We start from the raw sequence: 16,474 nt of genomic DNA on the forward strand, positions 1-16,474 counted from the left end.
GTTGGCCGCCATGGCCGCCGAGTGGGACATCCGCAAGCTCCGGATCCTGCGCACCCTGCGCGAACGCGAGACCGTCACCGCGACGGCCGAGGCGTTGCGGATGACCCCGTCAGCCGTCTCCCAGCAGCTGACGAACCTCTCCCGCCAGCTCGGCGTACCCCTGCTCCAGGCACAGGGGCGGCGGGTACGGCTCACCGACGCCGCCCGGCTCGTGCTCCGGCACGCGGAAGCGGTCTTCGAACAACTGGAGCGCGCGGACGCCGAGTTGGCCGCCTACGCGCAGGGTGAGGTCGGCGAGGTCCGCGTCGGCGCCTTCTCCACGGCGGTGCCCGCACTGGTCGTACCGGCCGTACGGGCCCTGCGGGGGACGCACCCGGGCGTGACCGTACGCGTCCGGGAGGCCGAGGCGGGGGAGGCGTACGACCTCCTCGCCGCCGGAGACGTCGACCTCGCCCTCTCCCTCGCCGCCCAGGCCCCCACGGCGGCGGACCCCCGCTTCACCGTGCTGCCCTTGCTCGCCGACCCCCTGGACCTCGCCCTGCCGGACGGCCACCCGCTGGCCGCCGCACCGCGCCTGCGCCTCGCCGACCTCGCCGCCGAACCGTGGATCTTCGGCGGCAGCGGCCCCTGGTCGGACATCACCCGCGGCGCCTGCGAGGCGGCCGGGTTCAGCCCCGTCCAGGGGCACTCCGCGGCCGGCTGGACGGCGATCCTGGCGATGGTGGAGGCGGGGATGGGTGTCGCCCTGGTGCCGCGGATGGTGGGGGCGCGGCGCGCCGGGGTGGTGATGCGCGAACTCGCCGAGGACCGCCCGCACCGGCATGTGGTGGCGGCCGTACGCAAGGGCGCGGAGGAGGCACCGGCGGTGGGGAGGGTGCTGGAGGTGCTGCGGGAGGTGGCGCACACTTCGCCGCGGTCACCTGTTCGAACCTGGAGTTAGGATCACTTCCCTCAGGGGACGGGACGAAGATCACGGGGGCCGCGATGCCGCGTCGGATTGTGCGCAGAACTGCCGGTGTCATGAGTGCGCTGCTGCTCACGGCGGCGGTCGCCGGATGTTCCTCGAAGGAGGAGCTGCCCGACATGACCGGCTCGCAGCTCCAGAGGGCGCAGGACCGGGCGCAGAGCGCCGGGTTCACCAACCTCACCTCCGAGGACGCCACCGGTCAGGGCCGCGCCCAGGTCTGGGACCGCAACTGGCGCGTCTGCTCGCAGGATCCGGAGCCCGGCGAGGCGGAACCCGACACCCTCGTCGTCTTCCTGGTGGTCAAGGAGGGCGAGTCCTGTCCCGCCTCCACCGAGGGCTATCTGGCCATGCCGGGCGACGAGATGCCCGCATACGCCGGCCGCAACCTCATGGACGCGATCAACCAGATGGCGGCCCTCACCGGCGACGTCACCGCGGTCGACGCCACCGGCAAGGGCCGCGGCACGGACAACGAGAACGACTGGCGGGTGTGCGCCACGACCCCCGCCGCCGGGGAGACCATCGAGGACAGCGTGCTGTTCGAGGCCGTCCCCAACGGGGAGAAGTGTCCTGGCTAGCGATGGCGGACGTCGGTCGTGACGCGCCCGGTCAGGCGGCCTCTTCCACCACCCGTATCCCGAACCCGTACGACCCCAGCGCCTCCGCGATCCCGATGAACAGCAGGCTGTAGTGCTCCTGGCCGCGGGCCGTGGCGATGCCGCCGAGGTCGAGCAGCGAGTCCTCGGACCAGCCCAGGTCGCCCAGCAGTCCGGCGACCGTCCTCTTGGCCTCCGCGTCCTCGCCGGACAGGAACAGCGTGGAGGGGCCCTGGACCGAGTCGGGCGCGATCATCAGCTTCCGGTCGATCGTGCAGAGCGTCTTGACGACCCGGGTCCGCGGGAAAGTCCGCTGGATCTCCTCGCCCAGGCTCTCCCCGAGGTGGGACAGCGAGCCGTCCTCGGTGAAGCCGACGGCCACGTCCAGCAGCACCTTCCCGGCCAGCGCGTCCGCGCCCACGGAGGTCAGCAGCTCCACGGACGCCGTGCCCGGCGTCGCGTTGACCACGACCGGCGCGTCCGTGACGGCCGAGGCGAGGCCGGCAACCGGTAATCCCTTCAGCTCGGCCCGCAGCCGGGCCTTCTCCGGCTGCCGAGAACCGATGACGACTTCATGACCGGCCCGCAGCCAGCCCTGGGCAAGTGCACGGCCCACGACGCCCGTTCCGAGAATGGCGATCTTCATGCCCCGACGGTACGGCGGCGGGCTGTAGGCCCGCGTCCCTCCATGGAGGGGTTCGCCGTACCCCGTGAGTCCTAGGTCGTGTCCGCAAAGTCCCGCCTGGCTCGCGGCGTCTGGCACGCACTCCCCCAAGCTCTTCGAGCAGGGGGGACCCCAGCCGCGTTGCCGGGCCGCCCGCGTACGCCCAGTACGCGGGCGGCCCTCCGCCTTGCGATCGCACGCACCAGACGCCGCGAGCCCTGCCCTCCGGGCAGACGGCGCTACTTTGCGGACACGCCCTAGGGGGTGTCTCGTCGATCAGGCCGGATCAGGGAGCGGTGCCAGGCGCCGCGGGCCCGGCTCGCCGTCGGCGGCCCCTTCAACACGCCCGACCGCGCCACGTCCTTCGGCGGTGACCACCGCGGCTACACCGACTACCCCGCCCTCGGCTGACGTGGCGGGTGTTTGTTCGGACAGGTGAGTAGCGGAAGGGGCGCCCGGTGCTGCACCGGGCGCCCCCATCGGCGCAACAGGACCCGCGGGCGCCTACTCGGCTGCCGCCGCGTCCGCCGTCTGGGCCCGCAGGGCGCGCTCCACGCCCGCGCGGGACTCCGAGACCAGGCGGCGCAGGGCCGCGTTCGGCTCGGCGGCGGCGAGCCAGGCGTCCGTCTTGTCCAGGGTGTCCTGGGAGACCTGGACCGACGGGTACAGGCCGACGGCGATCTGCTGGGCCATCTCGTGGGAGCGGGACTCCCAGACGCCCTTGACCGCCTCGAAGAACCGGTCGGTGTACGGAGCCAGCAGCTCACGCTGGTCGGTCTGGACGAAGCCGGCGATGACCGCCTCCTGGACGGCGTTCGGCAGCTTGTCGGACTCGACGACCGACGCCCACGCCTCCGCCTTCGCCTCGGGCGTCGGCCGGGCCGCGCGGGCGGTCGCCGCGTGGCGCTCGCCCGCGGCCGTCTTGTCCCGCTCGTACTCGGCGGCGATCTCCGCCTCGTCGAAGCGGCCCACCGCGGCCAGCCGCTCGACGAACGCCCAGCGCAGCTCGGTGTCCACGACCAGGCCCTCGATCGTCTGCGAGCCGTCGAGCAGCGCCTCCAGCAGGTCCAGCTGCTCCGGCGTGCGGGCGGTCGCGGCGAACGCGCGCGCCCACGCCAGCTGGTGGTCGCCGCCCGCCTCGGCGGCCCGCAGGTGCGCCAGCGTGGCGTCGGTCCAGCGGGTGAGCAGGGCCTCGCGGGCGGCCGGGTCGGCGTACAGGTCCACGGCGAGCTTCACCTGGCGGTGCAGCGACTGCACCACGCCGATGTCGGACTCCTTGCCGATGCCCGACAGGACCAGCGACAGGTAGTCGCGGGCGGCGAGTTCGGCGTCCCGGGTCATGTCCCACGCCGACGCCCAGCACAGGGCCCGCGGCAGGGAGGCCTCGAAGTCGCCGAGGTGCTCGGTGACGAAGGCCAGCGACCGCTCGTCCAGGCGGACCTTGGCGTACGACAGGTCGTCGTCGTTGAGCAGCACCACGGCCGGACGGCGCTTGCCGGTCAGCTGTGGCACGGCGGTCAGCTCGCCGTCGACGTCCAGCTCGATCCGCTCGACGCGCACCAGCTTGCCGGACGCCTCGTCGAGGTCGTACAGGCCGACCGCGATGCGGTGCGGGCGCAGGGTCGGCTCGCCCTTGGCGCCCGCCGGGAGCGCCGGGGCCTCCTGGCGGATGCCGAACGAGGTGATGACACCGACCCCGTCCTTGTCGTCTGTCTCGATCTCCGGGCGCAGGATGTTGATGCCGGCCGTCTCCAGCCACGCCTTCGACCAGGTCTTCAGGTCGCGGCCGGAGGTCTCCTCCAGGGCGGACAGCAGGTCGCTGAGGCGGGTGTTGCCGTAGGCGTGGCGCTTGAAGTACGCCTGCACGCCGCGGAAGAACTCGTCCATGCCGACGTACGCGACGAGCTGCTTGAGGACGGAGGCGCCCTTGGCGTACGTGATGCCGTCGAAGTTGACGAGCACGTCGTCCAGGTCGCGGATCTCCGCCATGATCGGGTGCGTGGACGGCAGCTGGTCCTGGCGGTACGCCCACGTCTTCATGGAGTTGGCGAAGGTGGTCCACGCGTGCGGCCAGCGGCTGTCGGGCGCGTAGGCCTGGCAGGCGATCGACGTGTACGTGGCGAACGACTCGTTCAGCCACAGGTCGTTCCACCACTCCATGGTGACCAGGTCGCCGAACCACATGTGGGCCAGCTCGTGCAGGATGGTCTCGGCGCGCAGCTCGTACGCCGCGTCGGTCACCTTCGACCGGAAGACGTACTGGTCGCGGATGGTCACCGCGCCCGCGTTCTCCATCGCGCCCGCGTTGAACTCCGGCACGAACAGCTGGTCGTACTTCTCGAACGGGTACGCGTAGTCGAACTTCTCCTGGAACCAGTCGAAGCCCTGCCGGGTGACCTCGAAGATGGCGTCCGAGTCCAGGAACTCGGCGAGCGAGGGACGGCAGTAGATGCCGAGCGGGACGGACTGGCCGTCCTTCTCGTACACGCTGTGGACGCTGTGGTACGGGCCGACGATGAGCGCGGTGATGTACGTCGAGATGCGCGGCGTCGGCGCGAACTCCCAGACGTTGTCCTTCGGCTCCGGCGTCGGCGAGTTGGAGATCACCGTCCAGCCCTCCGGCGCGCGCACGGTGAACTGGAACGTCGCCTTCAGGTCCGGCTGCTCGAACGAGGCGAAGACGCGGCGGGCGTCCGGCACCTCGAACTGGGTGTACAGGTACGCCTGGTCGTCGACCGGGTCGACGAACCGGTGCAGGCCCTCACCCGTGTTGGTGTACGCGCAGTCGGCGACGACGCGGAGGATGTTGCGGCCCTCCAGCAGGCCGGGCAGGGCGATCCGGGAGCCCTGGAAGACGTCGGCCGGATCGAGGGAGTCGCCGTTGAGGGTCACCTCGTGGACGGTCGGAGCCACCAGGTCGATGAACGACTCCGCCCCGCTCTCCGCGACGTCGAAGCGCACCGTGGTCGCGGACCGGTAGGTACCGCCCTCCTGCGCGCCGGAGAGGTCGAGATCGATCTCGTACGAGTCAACGGTGAGCAGCTTCGCCCGCTGCTGCGCCTCTTCGCGAGTCAGGTTTGTGCCAGGCACGCGGTCATCTCCTCGTTATGTGTGGGTTGCGCCATCCTTCCACGGGACCTGCACGAAACGCGATGTCCGTGTCCCGCCGGTGAGCGGGGCGTACGCGCGCCACGCTGGGCGCATGACGACGTACACCGCACATGCCGTCCCGCCCGAGGCCCTGAAGGAGCTGCGCACTGCTGACGACGCGGGACGCCCGATGGTTCCCGTGACCGACGAGGAGGGCGGCGCGCCGCTGCGCTGCTGTCTGCGCCGCAGCGTGCCCGGCGAGTCGATCGCCCTGGTCTCCTATGCCCCGCTGCGCCGCCGCGCGGCACGCACGGGCACCGACCCGGGGGCCTACGACGAACAGGGTCCCGTGTTCATCCACGCGGACGAATGCCCCGGCCCCGAGGGCGACGAGCTGCCCTTCACCGACTCCCACCGCGTGGTGCGCCGCTACTCGGCCGACGGCCGCATCCTCGGCGGCCGGCGCGTGACGCCCGAGGAGTCCTTCGAGGATGCCTTCACGGAGGCCTTCGCGGACCCGGAGGTCGCGCTGGTGCATGTGCGGGCGGTGGAGTACGGCTGCTTCCTGTACGAGGTGCCGCGCCGCACCGCGTAACCGTCACAGGCCCGCCACCGCCCGCGCGAACGCCCGTACCGTCTCCGTCTCCCGCTCCCGGTGCCATGTCAGGGTCAGCGCCGAGTCGGGCAGACCGGCGACGGGCACGTAGGTGACGTCCTCACGGTGGTGGTGGGCCGCGGTGGGCCGGCACAGCAGCAGGGCGGCGCGGCCGGTGGCGGCGTGCGTCAGGCCCTCCTGAAGGGTCGTCACCGCCGGGCCCGCGGTCGGGCCGGGCGCCTGGGCGGCACGCCAGTAGGCGGGCGCCGGGGGCGCGGCCGTGACCAGCGGGACCGACGCCAGGTCGGCGGCGGTCACCGAGGAGCGGCCGGCGAAGGGATGCCGGACGGAGACGGCGACCGTCTGCCGCTGCCGGGAGAACACCGGCCCTTCGACCAGGTCCGGTTCCTCCATCGGCAGCAGGACGACCGCCGCGTCCACCGAGCCGTCCCGCACCGCGCCGAACGGATCGGCGAACGGGATCTCCACGAGCTCCGTCGCACAGCCCGGGTGGGCCGCCTCGAACGCGCCGACCGCCTCGACCAGCCGCGCGTTCGCCGTGCCCTGGAAGCCCAGGCGCAGCGTGCCGGTGACGCCCCGGGCAGCCGAGCGGGCGTGGTCCACGGCCGCGCTCAGGGCGTCGTAGGCCGGCCGGAGGTCCGCCAGGAGGCGTTCACCGAGCGGGGTCAGGGACACCCGGCGGCTGGTGCGGTGCACCAGGCGGGCGCCGATCCGCTGCTCCAGGGAGCGCAGCAACTGGCTGACCCGGCTCTGCGAGACGTACAGCCGCTCCCCGGTCCGCCCGAAGTGCAGTTCCTCGGCGAGGACGAGGAAGCACTCCAGCTCGCGCAGCTCCCACCCGGACGACGGCACTCGGGCCTCCCCACCTCGATCCATGAGTCCCGCTCATGGAAGGCTGAGAACTTCGCCGTTGTTCCCCGGGCGGCCCGGCAAAAGGGTGGAGACATGTCCTCCTCCACTTCCCTTCCCCCCACCGCCGTGGGCGGTCCGCCCGCTGCTACGTCCGGTCCCCGGCACCCCTGGGCCGCCGTCCTCGCGCTCGCCGCCGCCACCTTCTCCGTCGTCACCACCGAGATGCTGCCGGTCGGCCTGCTCCCGCCCCTCGGGGCCGAACTGGACGTCTCGGCCGGCGTCGCGGGCCTCGCCCTCACCCTGCCCGGACTCGTCGCCGCGGTCGCCGCGCCGCTGCTGCCGGTCGCCCTGGCCCGCGCCGACCGCCGTACCGTGCTGTGCGGGCTGCTGCTCCTGCTCGCGGCGGCCGACCTGCTCTCCGCGCTCGCCCCGCACTTCGCGGTGCTGCTGCTCGCCCGCGCCCTGGTCGGGGTGTGCATCGGCGGGGTGTGGGCGGTGGCCGCCGGGCTGGGCCCCCGGCTGGTGCCCGGGGCGGCCGCGCGGGCCACCTCGCTGGTGTTCAGCGGCATCGCGGTCGCCTCGGTGCTCGGCGTCCCTGCCGGCACGTTCCTCGGCGCGCTGGCGGGCTGGCGCTGGGCGTTCGCCGCGCTGACCGGGCTCGCCCTGGCCGTCGCCGGGGTGCTCGCGCTGGCGCTGCCCCCGCTGCCCGCCGAGCGGCCGGTGCGGCTGGGCACCTTCCCGGCGCTGCTGCGCACCTCGCCGGTGGCGCGCGGGCTGATCGCGGTCGCGCTGCTGGTCACCGGGCACTTCGCCGCCTACACCTATGTCCGCCCGGTGCTGGAGCGCGTCCCGGACACCGGCCCGGCCCTGGTCAGCGCCCTCCTGCTCGGCTACGGCCTCGCCGGTGTCGCCGGCACCTTCGCGGGCGGCACGCTCGCGGCCCGCCACCCGCGCCGGGCACTGACGGCGATCGCCGTCGGGCTCGGCACGGTCGTCGCGCTGCTGGCCCTCGCGGGCGGCTCCCTGCCCGCCACGGCCGCGCTGCTGCTGCTCTGGGGACTGGTCTACGGCGGTGTCTCGGTGTCGGCCCAGACCTGGCTGTCGGCCGCCGCGCCGCGCTCCCGTGAGGCGGCCTCCGCGCTGTTCGCCGGGGTGTTCAACGCGGCGATCGGGCTCGGCGCGTTCCTCGGCGGCCGGGTGGCGGACGGGCCCGGGCCGACCGCCGTACTGCTGCTGGGGGCGGGAGTGGCGCTGCTCGCGGTGCCCGCCGTCGGGCGCGCGAAAGGGGCGGTCACCGCGACCCGCTCCCGGTGACCGCCCCTTCACATGGCGTTACTGCTGCTTCTTGGTGGTCAGCTCGGCCGCCACCAGCTCCGCGATCTGCACCGCGTTCAGGGCCGCGCCCTTGCGGAGGTTGTCGTTGGAGACGAAGAAGGCGAGGCCGTTGTCGACCGTCTCGTCACCGCGGATGCGGCCGACGTACGACGGGTCCTGACCGGCCGCCTCCAGCGGGGTCGGCACCTCGGTGAGGGCGACGCCGGGGGCGCCGGCCAGCAGCTCCTTGGCGCGCTCGACGCTGATCGGGCGGGCGAAGCGGGCGTTGACCTGGAGGGAGTGACCGGTGAAGACCGGGACCCGGACGCAGGTGCCGGAGACCTTCAGCTCCGGGATCTCCAGGATCTTGCGGGACTCGTTGCGGAGCTTCTGCTCCTCGTCGGTCTCGTGCAGGCCGTCGTCGACGATGGAGCCGGCCAGCGGCAGCACGTTGTACGCGATCGGGGCGACGTACTTGTTCGGCGCCGGGTACTCGGCCGCCGAACCGTCGTGGGCCAGCTTCGGCGCGTCCTCGCCGACCTTCTTGACCTGCTCGAACAGCTCGTCGACACCGGCGAGGCCGGAGCCGGACACGGCCTGGTAGGTGGCGACGACCAGGGCTTCCAGGCCCGCCTCCTCGTGCAGCGGCTTCAGGACCGGCATGGCGGCCATGGTCGTGCAGTTCGGGTTGGCGATGATGCCCTTGGGGCGGTTGGCGACCGCGTGCGGGTTCACCTCGGACACCACCAGCGGCACCTCGGGGTCACGACGCCACGCGGACGAGTTGTCGATCACCACGGCGCCCTGGGAGGCGACCTTCTCGGCCAGCGCCTTGGAGGTGGCGCCGCCCGCCGAGAACAGCACGATGTCCAGGCCGGTGTAGTCGGCCGTGGACGCGTCCTCCACCGTCACGCCGTCGAGGACCGTCCCCGCGGAGCGGGCCGAGGCGAACAGGCGCAGCTCGTCGACCGGGAAGTCCCGCTCGGCCAGGATCCTGCGCATGACCGTGCCGACCTGTCCGGTGGCTCCGACGATTCCGACCCTCACGGCGACTCCTTTGCGTGGCGTGCGTACACCCGACCTGTGGACGGGTCCCTTCCATCATGCGGGGGACCCCGGCGGGTGTGTCCAATCTTTTGCCCGAGGGATGGACGATCAGGCCTGGTCAGCGCCGCTGCTCCAGCCCCCACTCGCCGAAGCCCCTGATCTGGAGGAATCCGTTCGGGAGCCGGTGCCGACCGCGGGATCTTCCGATATGACGCACAGGGAACAGGTTTTCGTCCAGTTCGAAGAGGTGGATCAGGTCGGACAGCATGTCGTAGTCGTGCGTGAGCAACATCTCGGTTTCCGGTCCGGTGTGACGTACGACTCCGAATCCGCGTCCCGTGACCCGTTCGGTCCCTCCGCCGATCACGGGGGCCTCGTCGAGGGGCACCGGCTCGACGCGCCAGCCGACCCCGTCGCCCGCCTGGACGCGCACGAAGCAGGAGCCCTCCGGGGCGACCCACACGGGGCCGACGACGGGGCGGCGGCGGGTGTCGGTGTCCGCTATGAGCGTGTGCTGACCGCGCGGATGGTTCAGCGCGCGAGCCGCCAGATACCCGGCCTTCCTGGACGTCCGGCACAGCCTGAGCAGCGTGGGCGGGCCCTGATAGCGCAGCAGCGTGCTGCCGGTGCCCTCCACCGGGCCCTTCAGCAGGGGCGCCTCCTCGATGGGCAGCACCCGCAGGCGCCACTTGCCCACCCGGCGGATCTGGAGGGTGCGCTGCGACTGGCCCGCGGTGAACAGCACGTGACTGCCGCGCTCGCCGTGCCGGCTGCCGTTCATCCACTCGCCGTCCGAGTCACCGTACTCGTCGAGCAGGATCACCTCGTGGCCCCGGTCGTCGGCGTTGCCGATCTTGTACTCCAGCAGGGCCGGATGGCCGGGCCGGGGGTTGACCAGGGTTACGGTCGTGTCCCCGCGCCCCTCGTAGACACCGTCGGCGGGGGCGGCCGAGCCGTCGCGGACCGGGATCGGGGTCGCCTGGAGCCGCCAGTCGCCCTCGCCGTTGGCCACGGTGACGAGCAGCGGACCGCGGGGGAGCGGTGCGGTCTTGTCGACCCGGCCGATCTCGTTGACGAGGAGCTTGTAGTCGTAGAGGTCGTTCAGCCGGTCCGGCTCGTGGCTGTGCACACAGAACAGCTCGGAGTTCCGCCCGCCGTCGAACCGCGCCCGGAGATCGGCCGCGGGACCGTCGTACCGAAGTACGTCGGGGCCGGAGCCCGTCGCCTCCTCGCCGGTCCCGAGGGTGCGCGCCGCCGACAGGGGCCGTACGGCGATCTCCCAGTCGCCGTGGAACTGCACCCGCAGCCGCAGCCGGCGGTCGGCCGGCACCGTGGCCAGACCGCGGCCCCGGAAGCGGGGCAGAGCGCTGTTGAGGACGAGGCGGTCGGGCTTCTTGTCGTCGTCGAGGGTGTCGACGCAGAACAGGCCCTCGCCGTCGTGGCGCCCTTCCACGATCACCGGTCCCGCGGGCAGCTTCACGGACACCACGCGCTCGCCGCGCCCGCTGCGGGTCCAGGGGCGGAAATCCTCGCCGAGGCGGGTGGGGGAGGACTTCCGCGCAGGCGACGCGGTCGAGGCGGTTGAGGCTACGGTGGAGGCGGACGAGGCGGTGGCGGCCTTCGCCGCTGGCGCCTGACCGGCGGGCTCCACCGCCGCCCTGGCGGGCTCCACCGCCGCCCTGGCGGGTTCCACCGCCGCCCTGGCGGGCTCCGGCGCCGCCCCGGCGGGCTCCGGCGCCGCCCCGGCGGGCTCCGGCGCCGCCCCGGGCTCCGGCGCCGCCCCGGGCTCCGGCGTCGCCCCGGGCGGCGGACCCGCCACCTTCGACACCCCGGTGTTCGGCACCGGCCCCCTGGGCGCGGCCGGCCGCTCCGCCGCGATCCCGAAGTCCGTCGCCAGCCCCGCGAGCCCCGAGTCGTAGCCCTGCCCGACCGCGCGGAACTTCCATTGCCCGTCCCGCCGGTAGAACTCGCCGAGCACGAAGGCCGTCTCGGTGGAGGCGTCCGTCACCTCGTAGTGCACGAGGATCGTGCCGTCCGGCGCGACGGTCTGCGCCGCCAGTCCGGGCACCGCCCCGAAGGCGCCGCCGGCGCACGACGCGGCGATCAGCACGCGCTGGACCGCGGGCTCCACCCGGGGCAGGTCCAGCTCCAGCCACTCGGCGAGCTGCTTCTCGCTGTCACCGGTGCCCACGTGCCGTACCGCCCCCGAGGGGTGCGCGGGCCGGCCGCGGAAGACGAGGTCTGCGTCGCCGCGCACCTTGCCCGCCGCGTCCAGCAGCAGTGCCGAGACGTCCACGGCGGGCGTGCCCGCCACCTTGTGGCGGCAGACGGCGACCCGCAGCAGACCGGCCGGGACAGGGGTGTTGGCACCTTTGGCGATGTGCGTCATGAGGCACATGCTGACAGCGCCGATCATGTGAAGAAAACATTCCGGAAGTCGGGCCGAACGTTTCCGCCCCCGCCGGCGTCATAGGGGAAACGCGGCGAGGAGAGGGGTGGCTGTGCTGCGCAGAATGGCCCGCCGCGTTCAGGGGGCGGACCGGGCGGACCACGGTTCCGACGATCCCCTGGACGCGGCCCAGGAACGACGGGTGCGGGCGGTGCTCGCTCTCGGCGGGGTGCCGCAGGCGGACCTGCTGGACGGGGTACAGCAGGTCCGCCTGCGGTTGCTGGAACGCGCCGCGAGCGGACGCGAGGCGCCGCGGGACGTCTCCGCGTGGGCGGCGGTCGTCGCCTCCAACCTCGCCGTGGACTGGCACCGCGCCAAACGCCGGCAGGAGCGGATCGGGGAACGGCTCGCCTCGCTGCGGCAGCTGGAGCACCCCTCCGGTGAGGACACCAGCGTGCTCTCCGTCGCCGTAGCCCAGGGGCTGGACGAACTGCCCGACGCCCAGCGGCAGGTCGTCGTGCTGCGCTTCTACGCCGACCTGCCGGTGCGCTCCATAGCCGAGGAGCTGGGCATCCCGGAGGGCACGGTCAAGAGCAGGCTGCACACGGCGGTACGGGCCCTGCGCGCCCGGCTGCACGAGGACGAGGTGGTGTGACGTGACCGTCGAACACGACGGGCATGACGGCTCCGGCCGGGCCGGCCGTGACGACCCGTTGATGGCCGTCGTCACCGGGGAGCCGCTGTCCGAGGAGGCCCGCGCCGACGCCGCCCTGCTGGCCGAGTACCGGTCCGCCGAGGCCGATGTGGCCCTGCTGCGCGAACAGCTGGGGATCATCGGGCACGCGCTGGGCAGCGAGCCAGCCGCCCGTCCGGCACCGGAGCCCGTGCCGCTGCGGCGGCCGGCGCGCCGCCGCCCGCTGCGCCTGGCCCTGACCGGCCTCGCCGCCGCCGCTGCCGCGACCGTCTTCGCCGGCATGGGCTGGCTGGTCGTCCAGGCCGGGGCGGGCGCCGACGACTCGGCGGGCGGGGCGAACGCCGAGAGCGCCGCCGACAGCGCCAAGTCGGTGGGCCCGCTCGGCTCGCCCGGCTATCTTGCCTGCACCCGGCTGCTCGTCGAGGGGGAGGTGACGGACGTCGTCCCGGTCCCCGGAACGGACCGGGAACGCGTCACCCTCGACGTCACCCGCTCCTACATCCCGGCGGGGAAGGACGGCGGGGACGAGACCACGTTCGTCAAGGGCGACGACGCCGTCTTCGGCGCGCCCCGTCATCTGCGCGTGGGCGACGAGGTTCTGGTCGCCGTCCCGCGCCACGGCACCGCCGCCGACTTCTGGTTCGTCGGCGAGGACGACATCGCCCCGCAGCGGACGGTGATCGTCGACGCGCTGCCGGAGGCGCGGAGCATGTCCTGCGAGTGAGGATCCGGAGACGGGAAAGGGCGGGCGCCCGCAACGGACGCCCGCCCTCGAGTCACGATCCGCGTTACGGCGTGACCTTGTCGATCCTCACGCTGCCCACGCCCGCGACCGTGCCGCGCGCGTTGACCAGCTGCACCTGGCCGAAGAACTCGCGTCCCTCGGGCGCGGCAGCGGCGGCGGTGACGCTGCCGGTGACCGTCGCCGAGGCACCCGTGCCGAGCTTCACCGGAGCGGACCCGTCGACCGTGACGGAGCCGAGCGCCTCGGAGAAGAACACGTCCAGGTAGTCGTACGCGGTGGAACCGGCGGGCACCGCGTAGCCGACGACCTCGATGGTGTAGGTGCCGGCGGCCGGCGCGGGCACGGACACCGACTCCTCGGAGTCACCGTCGGCGGAGCTGCCGACCTCGTCGCCGGCCGCGTTCTTCACGACCAGGTCGAGGTCCGCGGCCGCGTCGGAGACGTTGCCGATGGTGACGTCCAGCGACTTCGCGCCCGCGGGCACCTGGACCGTGGTGGTCTGGGTGACGCCCTCCTCGATGGTCGGGCGGGCCGTCTTGGAGGAGCCCAGCGGGCCGCCGACCAGCTTGCCGTCGAGCGCGGCGTAGTTGTTGGTCACCTTCCAGGAGGCGACGGCCGGGGTGCCGACCTTGGCCTCGGGCACGGTCACCGTCTCCGGGTCGAAGCCGGCGCCGAGGACCGTGACGTCCAGCTTGTACGGGTTGTCCAGCAGCGGCGACGTACGGCGCGACTCGACCTCGATCTCCCAGACACCCGGCTGCGGGTCGGCGTAGGAACGCACGTCCGGACGGCAGGTGTTGGCCGGGTTGGCGTAGTTCGGGTAGCAGTTGATCGTCGACGTCGGGTCGGCCGGGACACCGTACGGGTGGATCGCGATGAACCGGGTCTGGCTCTTGCCCTGCAGGCCGCCGATCGCCACCTCCAGCGACTTGGCGCCCTCGGGCACGGTCACGAAGTACGACTTGTGGCTGTTGCGCTGCACGGAACCGGACGCCGAGTAGGTGTACTCCAGCGGCGCGGAGACCACGACCGTGTTCAGGACCTGCTTGTCGATGCCCTCGGTGCGCGGATCGTCGACCTCGAGGATCGCGCTCTTCAGCCCGGCGGACTTCGGCGCGGCCTGCACCTTGACGGTGACCGGCTGGTTCAGCGGCAGACGCACCTCGTCGGAGCCGACGATGCGGAAGGTGCCGCCCGCGTTGTTCTCCAGGTGCAGCTCGTGCCGGATCGCGCGGTCGGCGCCGGACGTACGGGTGAGCGTGATCTCGTACGTCTTCTTCTGACCCGCCTTCAGGCCGCCCTCACGGTCGTAGAGGCCGGTGCCGAAGCCCGGCGTCTTCAGGAACTGGTCGATCGCGGTGTCGACCGGCGCCTTGACGGTGTAGTCGTGGGCGGCGGCACCGTCGCGGATCGAGTCCCAGGCGTCCTCGATGTTGATCAGGCCCGCGCCCTCCTCGTAGGCCTGCACGCCCGCGATGTGGTCGGCGGTCGAGGTGAGAGCCGTGCGCAGCGTCGCCGGCTTCAGCTCGATGCCCTTCTGCTTGGCCGCGGACAGCAGCAGCGCGGACGCGCCGGTCGCCTGCGGGGAGGCCATCGAGGTGCCCTGGAGCATGGAGTAGCCGGGCGGCAGGCTGTAGCCGGCCTCGGCGACCGGGCCGCCGGGCGACCAGGTCTGGGTGGTGTTGATGGCGGCGCCGGGCGCGGACAGCGTCGGCGTGAAGCCGCCGTCCTCACGCGGACCGCGCGAGGAGAACGGCATCATGGCGTACCGCTTCTCCACCTTGGAGCCGTAGTTGGCGGCCCAGGTCTCCTTGGAGATGGTCGCGCCGACCGAGATCACCTTGTCGGAGAGGGCGGGGTCGCCGATGGTGTTGGCGCCGGGGCCGGAGTTGCCCGCGGAGATCACCAGCTGGACGCCGTAGGTGTCGATGAGCCGGGTGTACAGCTCCGAGCGCGCGTTGTTGCCGTCGTTCAGCGCGGGCAGGCCGCCGATCGACATGTTGACGATGTCGACGCCGCGGTTGACGACGAGGTCGATCATGCCCTCGGTGAGCGCGACGTTGGTGCAGCCGCCGGACCAGGTGCAGGCCCGCGAGGAGACCAGCTTGGCGCCGGGCGCCGCGCCGTTCATCTCGCCGCCGAACAGGCCGTTGGCGGCGGTGATGCCGGCCACGTGGGTGCCGTGCGAGCCCTCGATGACGCCGATGCTGACGTAGTCGGCCTTGGCGCCGGAGGCGTTGTAGACGACGTCCTTGCGGACCTCGACGACGAACGGGATGCGCTCGGCGATCTCGGTGGCCGGGTCGTCGGTGCCGAAGTAGCCGACCTGGAAGCCGTCCTTGTACGGCTTCATCGCCTCGTCGTCGGTGAAGTCGAGGTTGTCGTTCAGGTCGACGCGGACGGTCCCGGCGGCGGCGTCGTACAGCACGCCCCAGACGTCCGTCTTGTCGCCGTCCCGGTTCAGGTCTCCGGCCATGTCGCCGCCGGTGGTGGCGGACTCGGAGAAGTAGCTGAACTTGTAGCCGCCCCCGGGGGCCTTGAAGGTCTCCGTGCCGAGGCTGGCGGTGGTGATGGAGAAGGTGGGGCCGGAGACCGAGGTGGTCATCCGCCGCCAGGTGCCGTCGTTGTCGACGACCGGGTCGGTGGCCGTCACCCAGTCGACGATCTTCCGCTCACCCGTGGTGGTCTTCCGCAGTGCCGGGTGGCCGAGGTCGACACCGGAGTCCAGGATGCCGATGGTGACGCCGCGTCCGTCCGCCTTCGGGTGGTCCTCGACGAAGTCGACGGCACCGGTCTCGAAGGACGGGTTGTACGGGTTCTCGGCGGGGGTGTCCTCGCCGGGGGCCGGATAACTCCCGGTCGCCTGCGCGCCCTTCGCGGCGCCCGCGTTCGGCGACGGGTCCTCCAGCGGGATCTCCTGGCGCAGGTCGATGCCGTGCACGGAGGAGAGCTTCACCGCGGCGGCGATGGCCGACTCGGCCTTGCCGGTGGGAACGGTCGCGCGGACGTAGCCGAGCTTGTCGTACGTTCGGCCCACGAGACCGCCGTCGACGGAGTCCAGCTGCTTGGCGACCTGCTCGGTCTGACCGGGGGCGGTCGCGACCATCATGGTCACGCTCTTGACGCCGTCGGCCTTCGCCTCGGCCAGCAGATCGGCGTCGTCGGAGCCCAGCTTGTCGTGGGCGGACTTCACGCCCGGGCCGGCCGCGGCGGGGGCGACCGGGTCCGCGGCGAAGGCCATGGGTATCGGCGCGGCCGCGGAGAGCGCGGCGACGAGACCGGCGGCCAGGGCGATACGGGCCACGCGTCTCGCGCCCGGTATCGATTCGCTCTGGGGGGTGTGGGTCATCGGCATCCCTTGAAGGTGGAGGGAACGAGCGTGTCGCTTGTCGTCCGGAATGCGACACCGGACGACCGCTCAGCTTTACGCAAGGGACCGAAGTTTGGGGAGGGTTGACCGAAACGATATGGATGTATGGGGAAAACCCGCGATGACAATC

13 protein-coding genes are annotated in these 16,474 nt (G+C 72.6%); 7 read left to right on the forward strand and 6 right to left on the reverse strand.

Going from position 1 to position 16,474, the window contains the following annotated elements:
• The first annotated feature begins 10 nt into the window (after positions 1-10).
• Both ACSU6L_RS24185 and ACSU6L_RS24190 read left to right on the forward strand, forming a co-directional pair.
• A complete protein-coding gene (locus ACSU6L_RS24185; RefSeq protein ID WP_437059976.1) occupies positions 11-940 on the forward strand; it encodes a LysR family transcriptional regulator in 930 nt (309 codons plus the stop codon).
• 80 nt (positions 941-1,020) lie between these two features.
• Entirely contained in the window at positions 1,021-1,545 is a 525-nt protein-coding gene (locus tag ACSU6L_RS24190) for a PASTA domain-containing protein (protein WP_437059978.1), read from the forward strand.
• A gap of 31 nt (positions 1,546-1,576) precedes the next feature.
• Here ACSU6L_RS24190 and ACSU6L_RS24195 read toward each other — a convergent pair whose 3' ends face one another.
• Positions 1,577-2,209 (reverse strand): NADPH-dependent F420 reductase, encoded by a 633-nt coding sequence (locus tag ACSU6L_RS24195; protein WP_437059980.1) that lies wholly within the window; start codon positions 2,207-2,209, stop codon positions 1,577-1,579.
• 282 nt (positions 2,210-2,491) lie between these two features.
• Here ACSU6L_RS24195 and ACSU6L_RS24200 point away from each other — a divergent pair, with 282 nt between their 5' ends.
• Positions 2,492-2,638 (forward strand): hypothetical protein, encoded by a 147-nt coding sequence (locus ACSU6L_RS24200; RefSeq protein ID WP_437065246.1) that lies wholly within the window; start codon positions 2,492-2,494, stop codon positions 2,636-2,638.
• Between the two features lie 93 nt (positions 2,639-2,731).
• On the opposite strand, the gene pepN is transcribed toward ACSU6L_RS24200, so the two are convergent.
• Positions 2,732-5,317 carry an aminopeptidase N gene (gene pepN, locus ACSU6L_RS24205; protein ID WP_437059982.1) on the reverse strand — a complete coding sequence of 862 codons (2,586 nt, stop codon included), beginning with the start codon at positions 5,315-5,317 and terminating at the stop codon, positions 2,732-2,734.
• Between the two features lie 112 nt (positions 5,318-5,429).
• On the opposite strand from pepN, the gene ACSU6L_RS24210 reads away from it, so the two are divergent.
• Positions 5,430-5,912 carry a DUF1203 domain-containing protein gene (locus ACSU6L_RS24210; RefSeq protein WP_437059984.1) on the forward strand — a complete coding sequence of 161 codons (483 nt, stop codon included), beginning with the start codon at positions 5,430-5,432 and terminating at the stop codon, positions 5,910-5,912.
• A gap of 3 nt (positions 5,913-5,915) precedes the next feature.
• On the opposite strand, the gene ACSU6L_RS24215 is transcribed toward ACSU6L_RS24210, so the two are convergent.
• A complete protein-coding gene (locus ACSU6L_RS24215; protein WP_437059986.1) occupies positions 5,916-6,809 on the reverse strand; it encodes a LysR family transcriptional regulator in 894 nt (297 codons plus the stop codon).
• Between the two features lie 69 nt (positions 6,810-6,878).
• Here ACSU6L_RS24215 and ACSU6L_RS24220 point away from each other — a divergent pair, with 69 nt between their 5' ends.
• Positions 6,879-8,099 carry an MFS transporter gene (locus ACSU6L_RS24220; RefSeq protein ID WP_437059988.1) on the forward strand — a complete coding sequence of 407 codons (1,221 nt, stop codon included), beginning with the start codon at positions 6,879-6,881 and terminating at the stop codon, positions 8,097-8,099.
• A gap of 18 nt (positions 8,100-8,117) precedes the next feature.
• Here the strand turns inward: ACSU6L_RS24220 and ACSU6L_RS24225 are convergent, their stop codons facing one another.
• Together ACSU6L_RS24225 and ACSU6L_RS24230 are read right to left on the reverse strand one after the other, a co-directional pair.
• Positions 8,118-9,146 carry an aspartate-semialdehyde dehydrogenase gene (locus ACSU6L_RS24225; RefSeq protein WP_437059990.1) on the reverse strand — a complete coding sequence of 343 codons (1,029 nt, stop codon included), beginning with the start codon at positions 9,144-9,146 and terminating at the stop codon, positions 8,118-8,120.
• 118 nt (positions 9,147-9,264) lie between these two features.
• On the reverse strand, positions 9,265-11,535 hold the full coding sequence (locus ACSU6L_RS24230) for a TerD family protein (RefSeq protein ID WP_437059992.1): 2,271 nt from the start codon (positions 11,533-11,535) through the stop codon (positions 9,265-9,267).
• 106 nt (positions 11,536-11,641) lie between these two features.
• Here ACSU6L_RS24230 and ACSU6L_RS24235 point away from each other — a divergent pair, with 106 nt between their 5' ends.
• On the forward strand, positions 11,642-12,190 hold the full coding sequence (locus tag ACSU6L_RS24235; RefSeq protein ID WP_198948396.1) for an RNA polymerase sigma factor: 549 nt from the start codon (positions 11,642-11,644) through the stop codon (positions 12,188-12,190).
• Between the two features lies 1 nt (position 12,191).
• Complete coding sequence (locus tag ACSU6L_RS24240; RefSeq protein ID WP_437059994.1) at positions 12,192-12,953, forward strand: hypothetical protein; 762 nt, start codon at positions 12,192-12,194, stop codon at positions 12,951-12,953.
• Positions 12,954-13,017: 64 nt separating this feature from the next.
• Here the strand turns inward: ACSU6L_RS24240 and ACSU6L_RS24245 are convergent, their stop codons facing one another.
• Positions 13,018-16,323, reverse strand: a complete 3,306-nt coding sequence (locus ACSU6L_RS24245; protein ID WP_437059996.1) for a S8 family serine peptidase — start codon at positions 16,321-16,323, stop codon at positions 13,018-13,020.
• Between the last annotated feature and the right edge of the window lie 151 nt (positions 16,324-16,474).

The sequence above is a fragment of the Streptomyces sp. enrichment culture genome (assembly GCF_964272855.1).
In the GTDB taxonomy this organism is placed as follows: Bacteria; Actinomycetota; Actinomycetes; order Streptomycetales; family Streptomycetaceae; genus Streptomyces.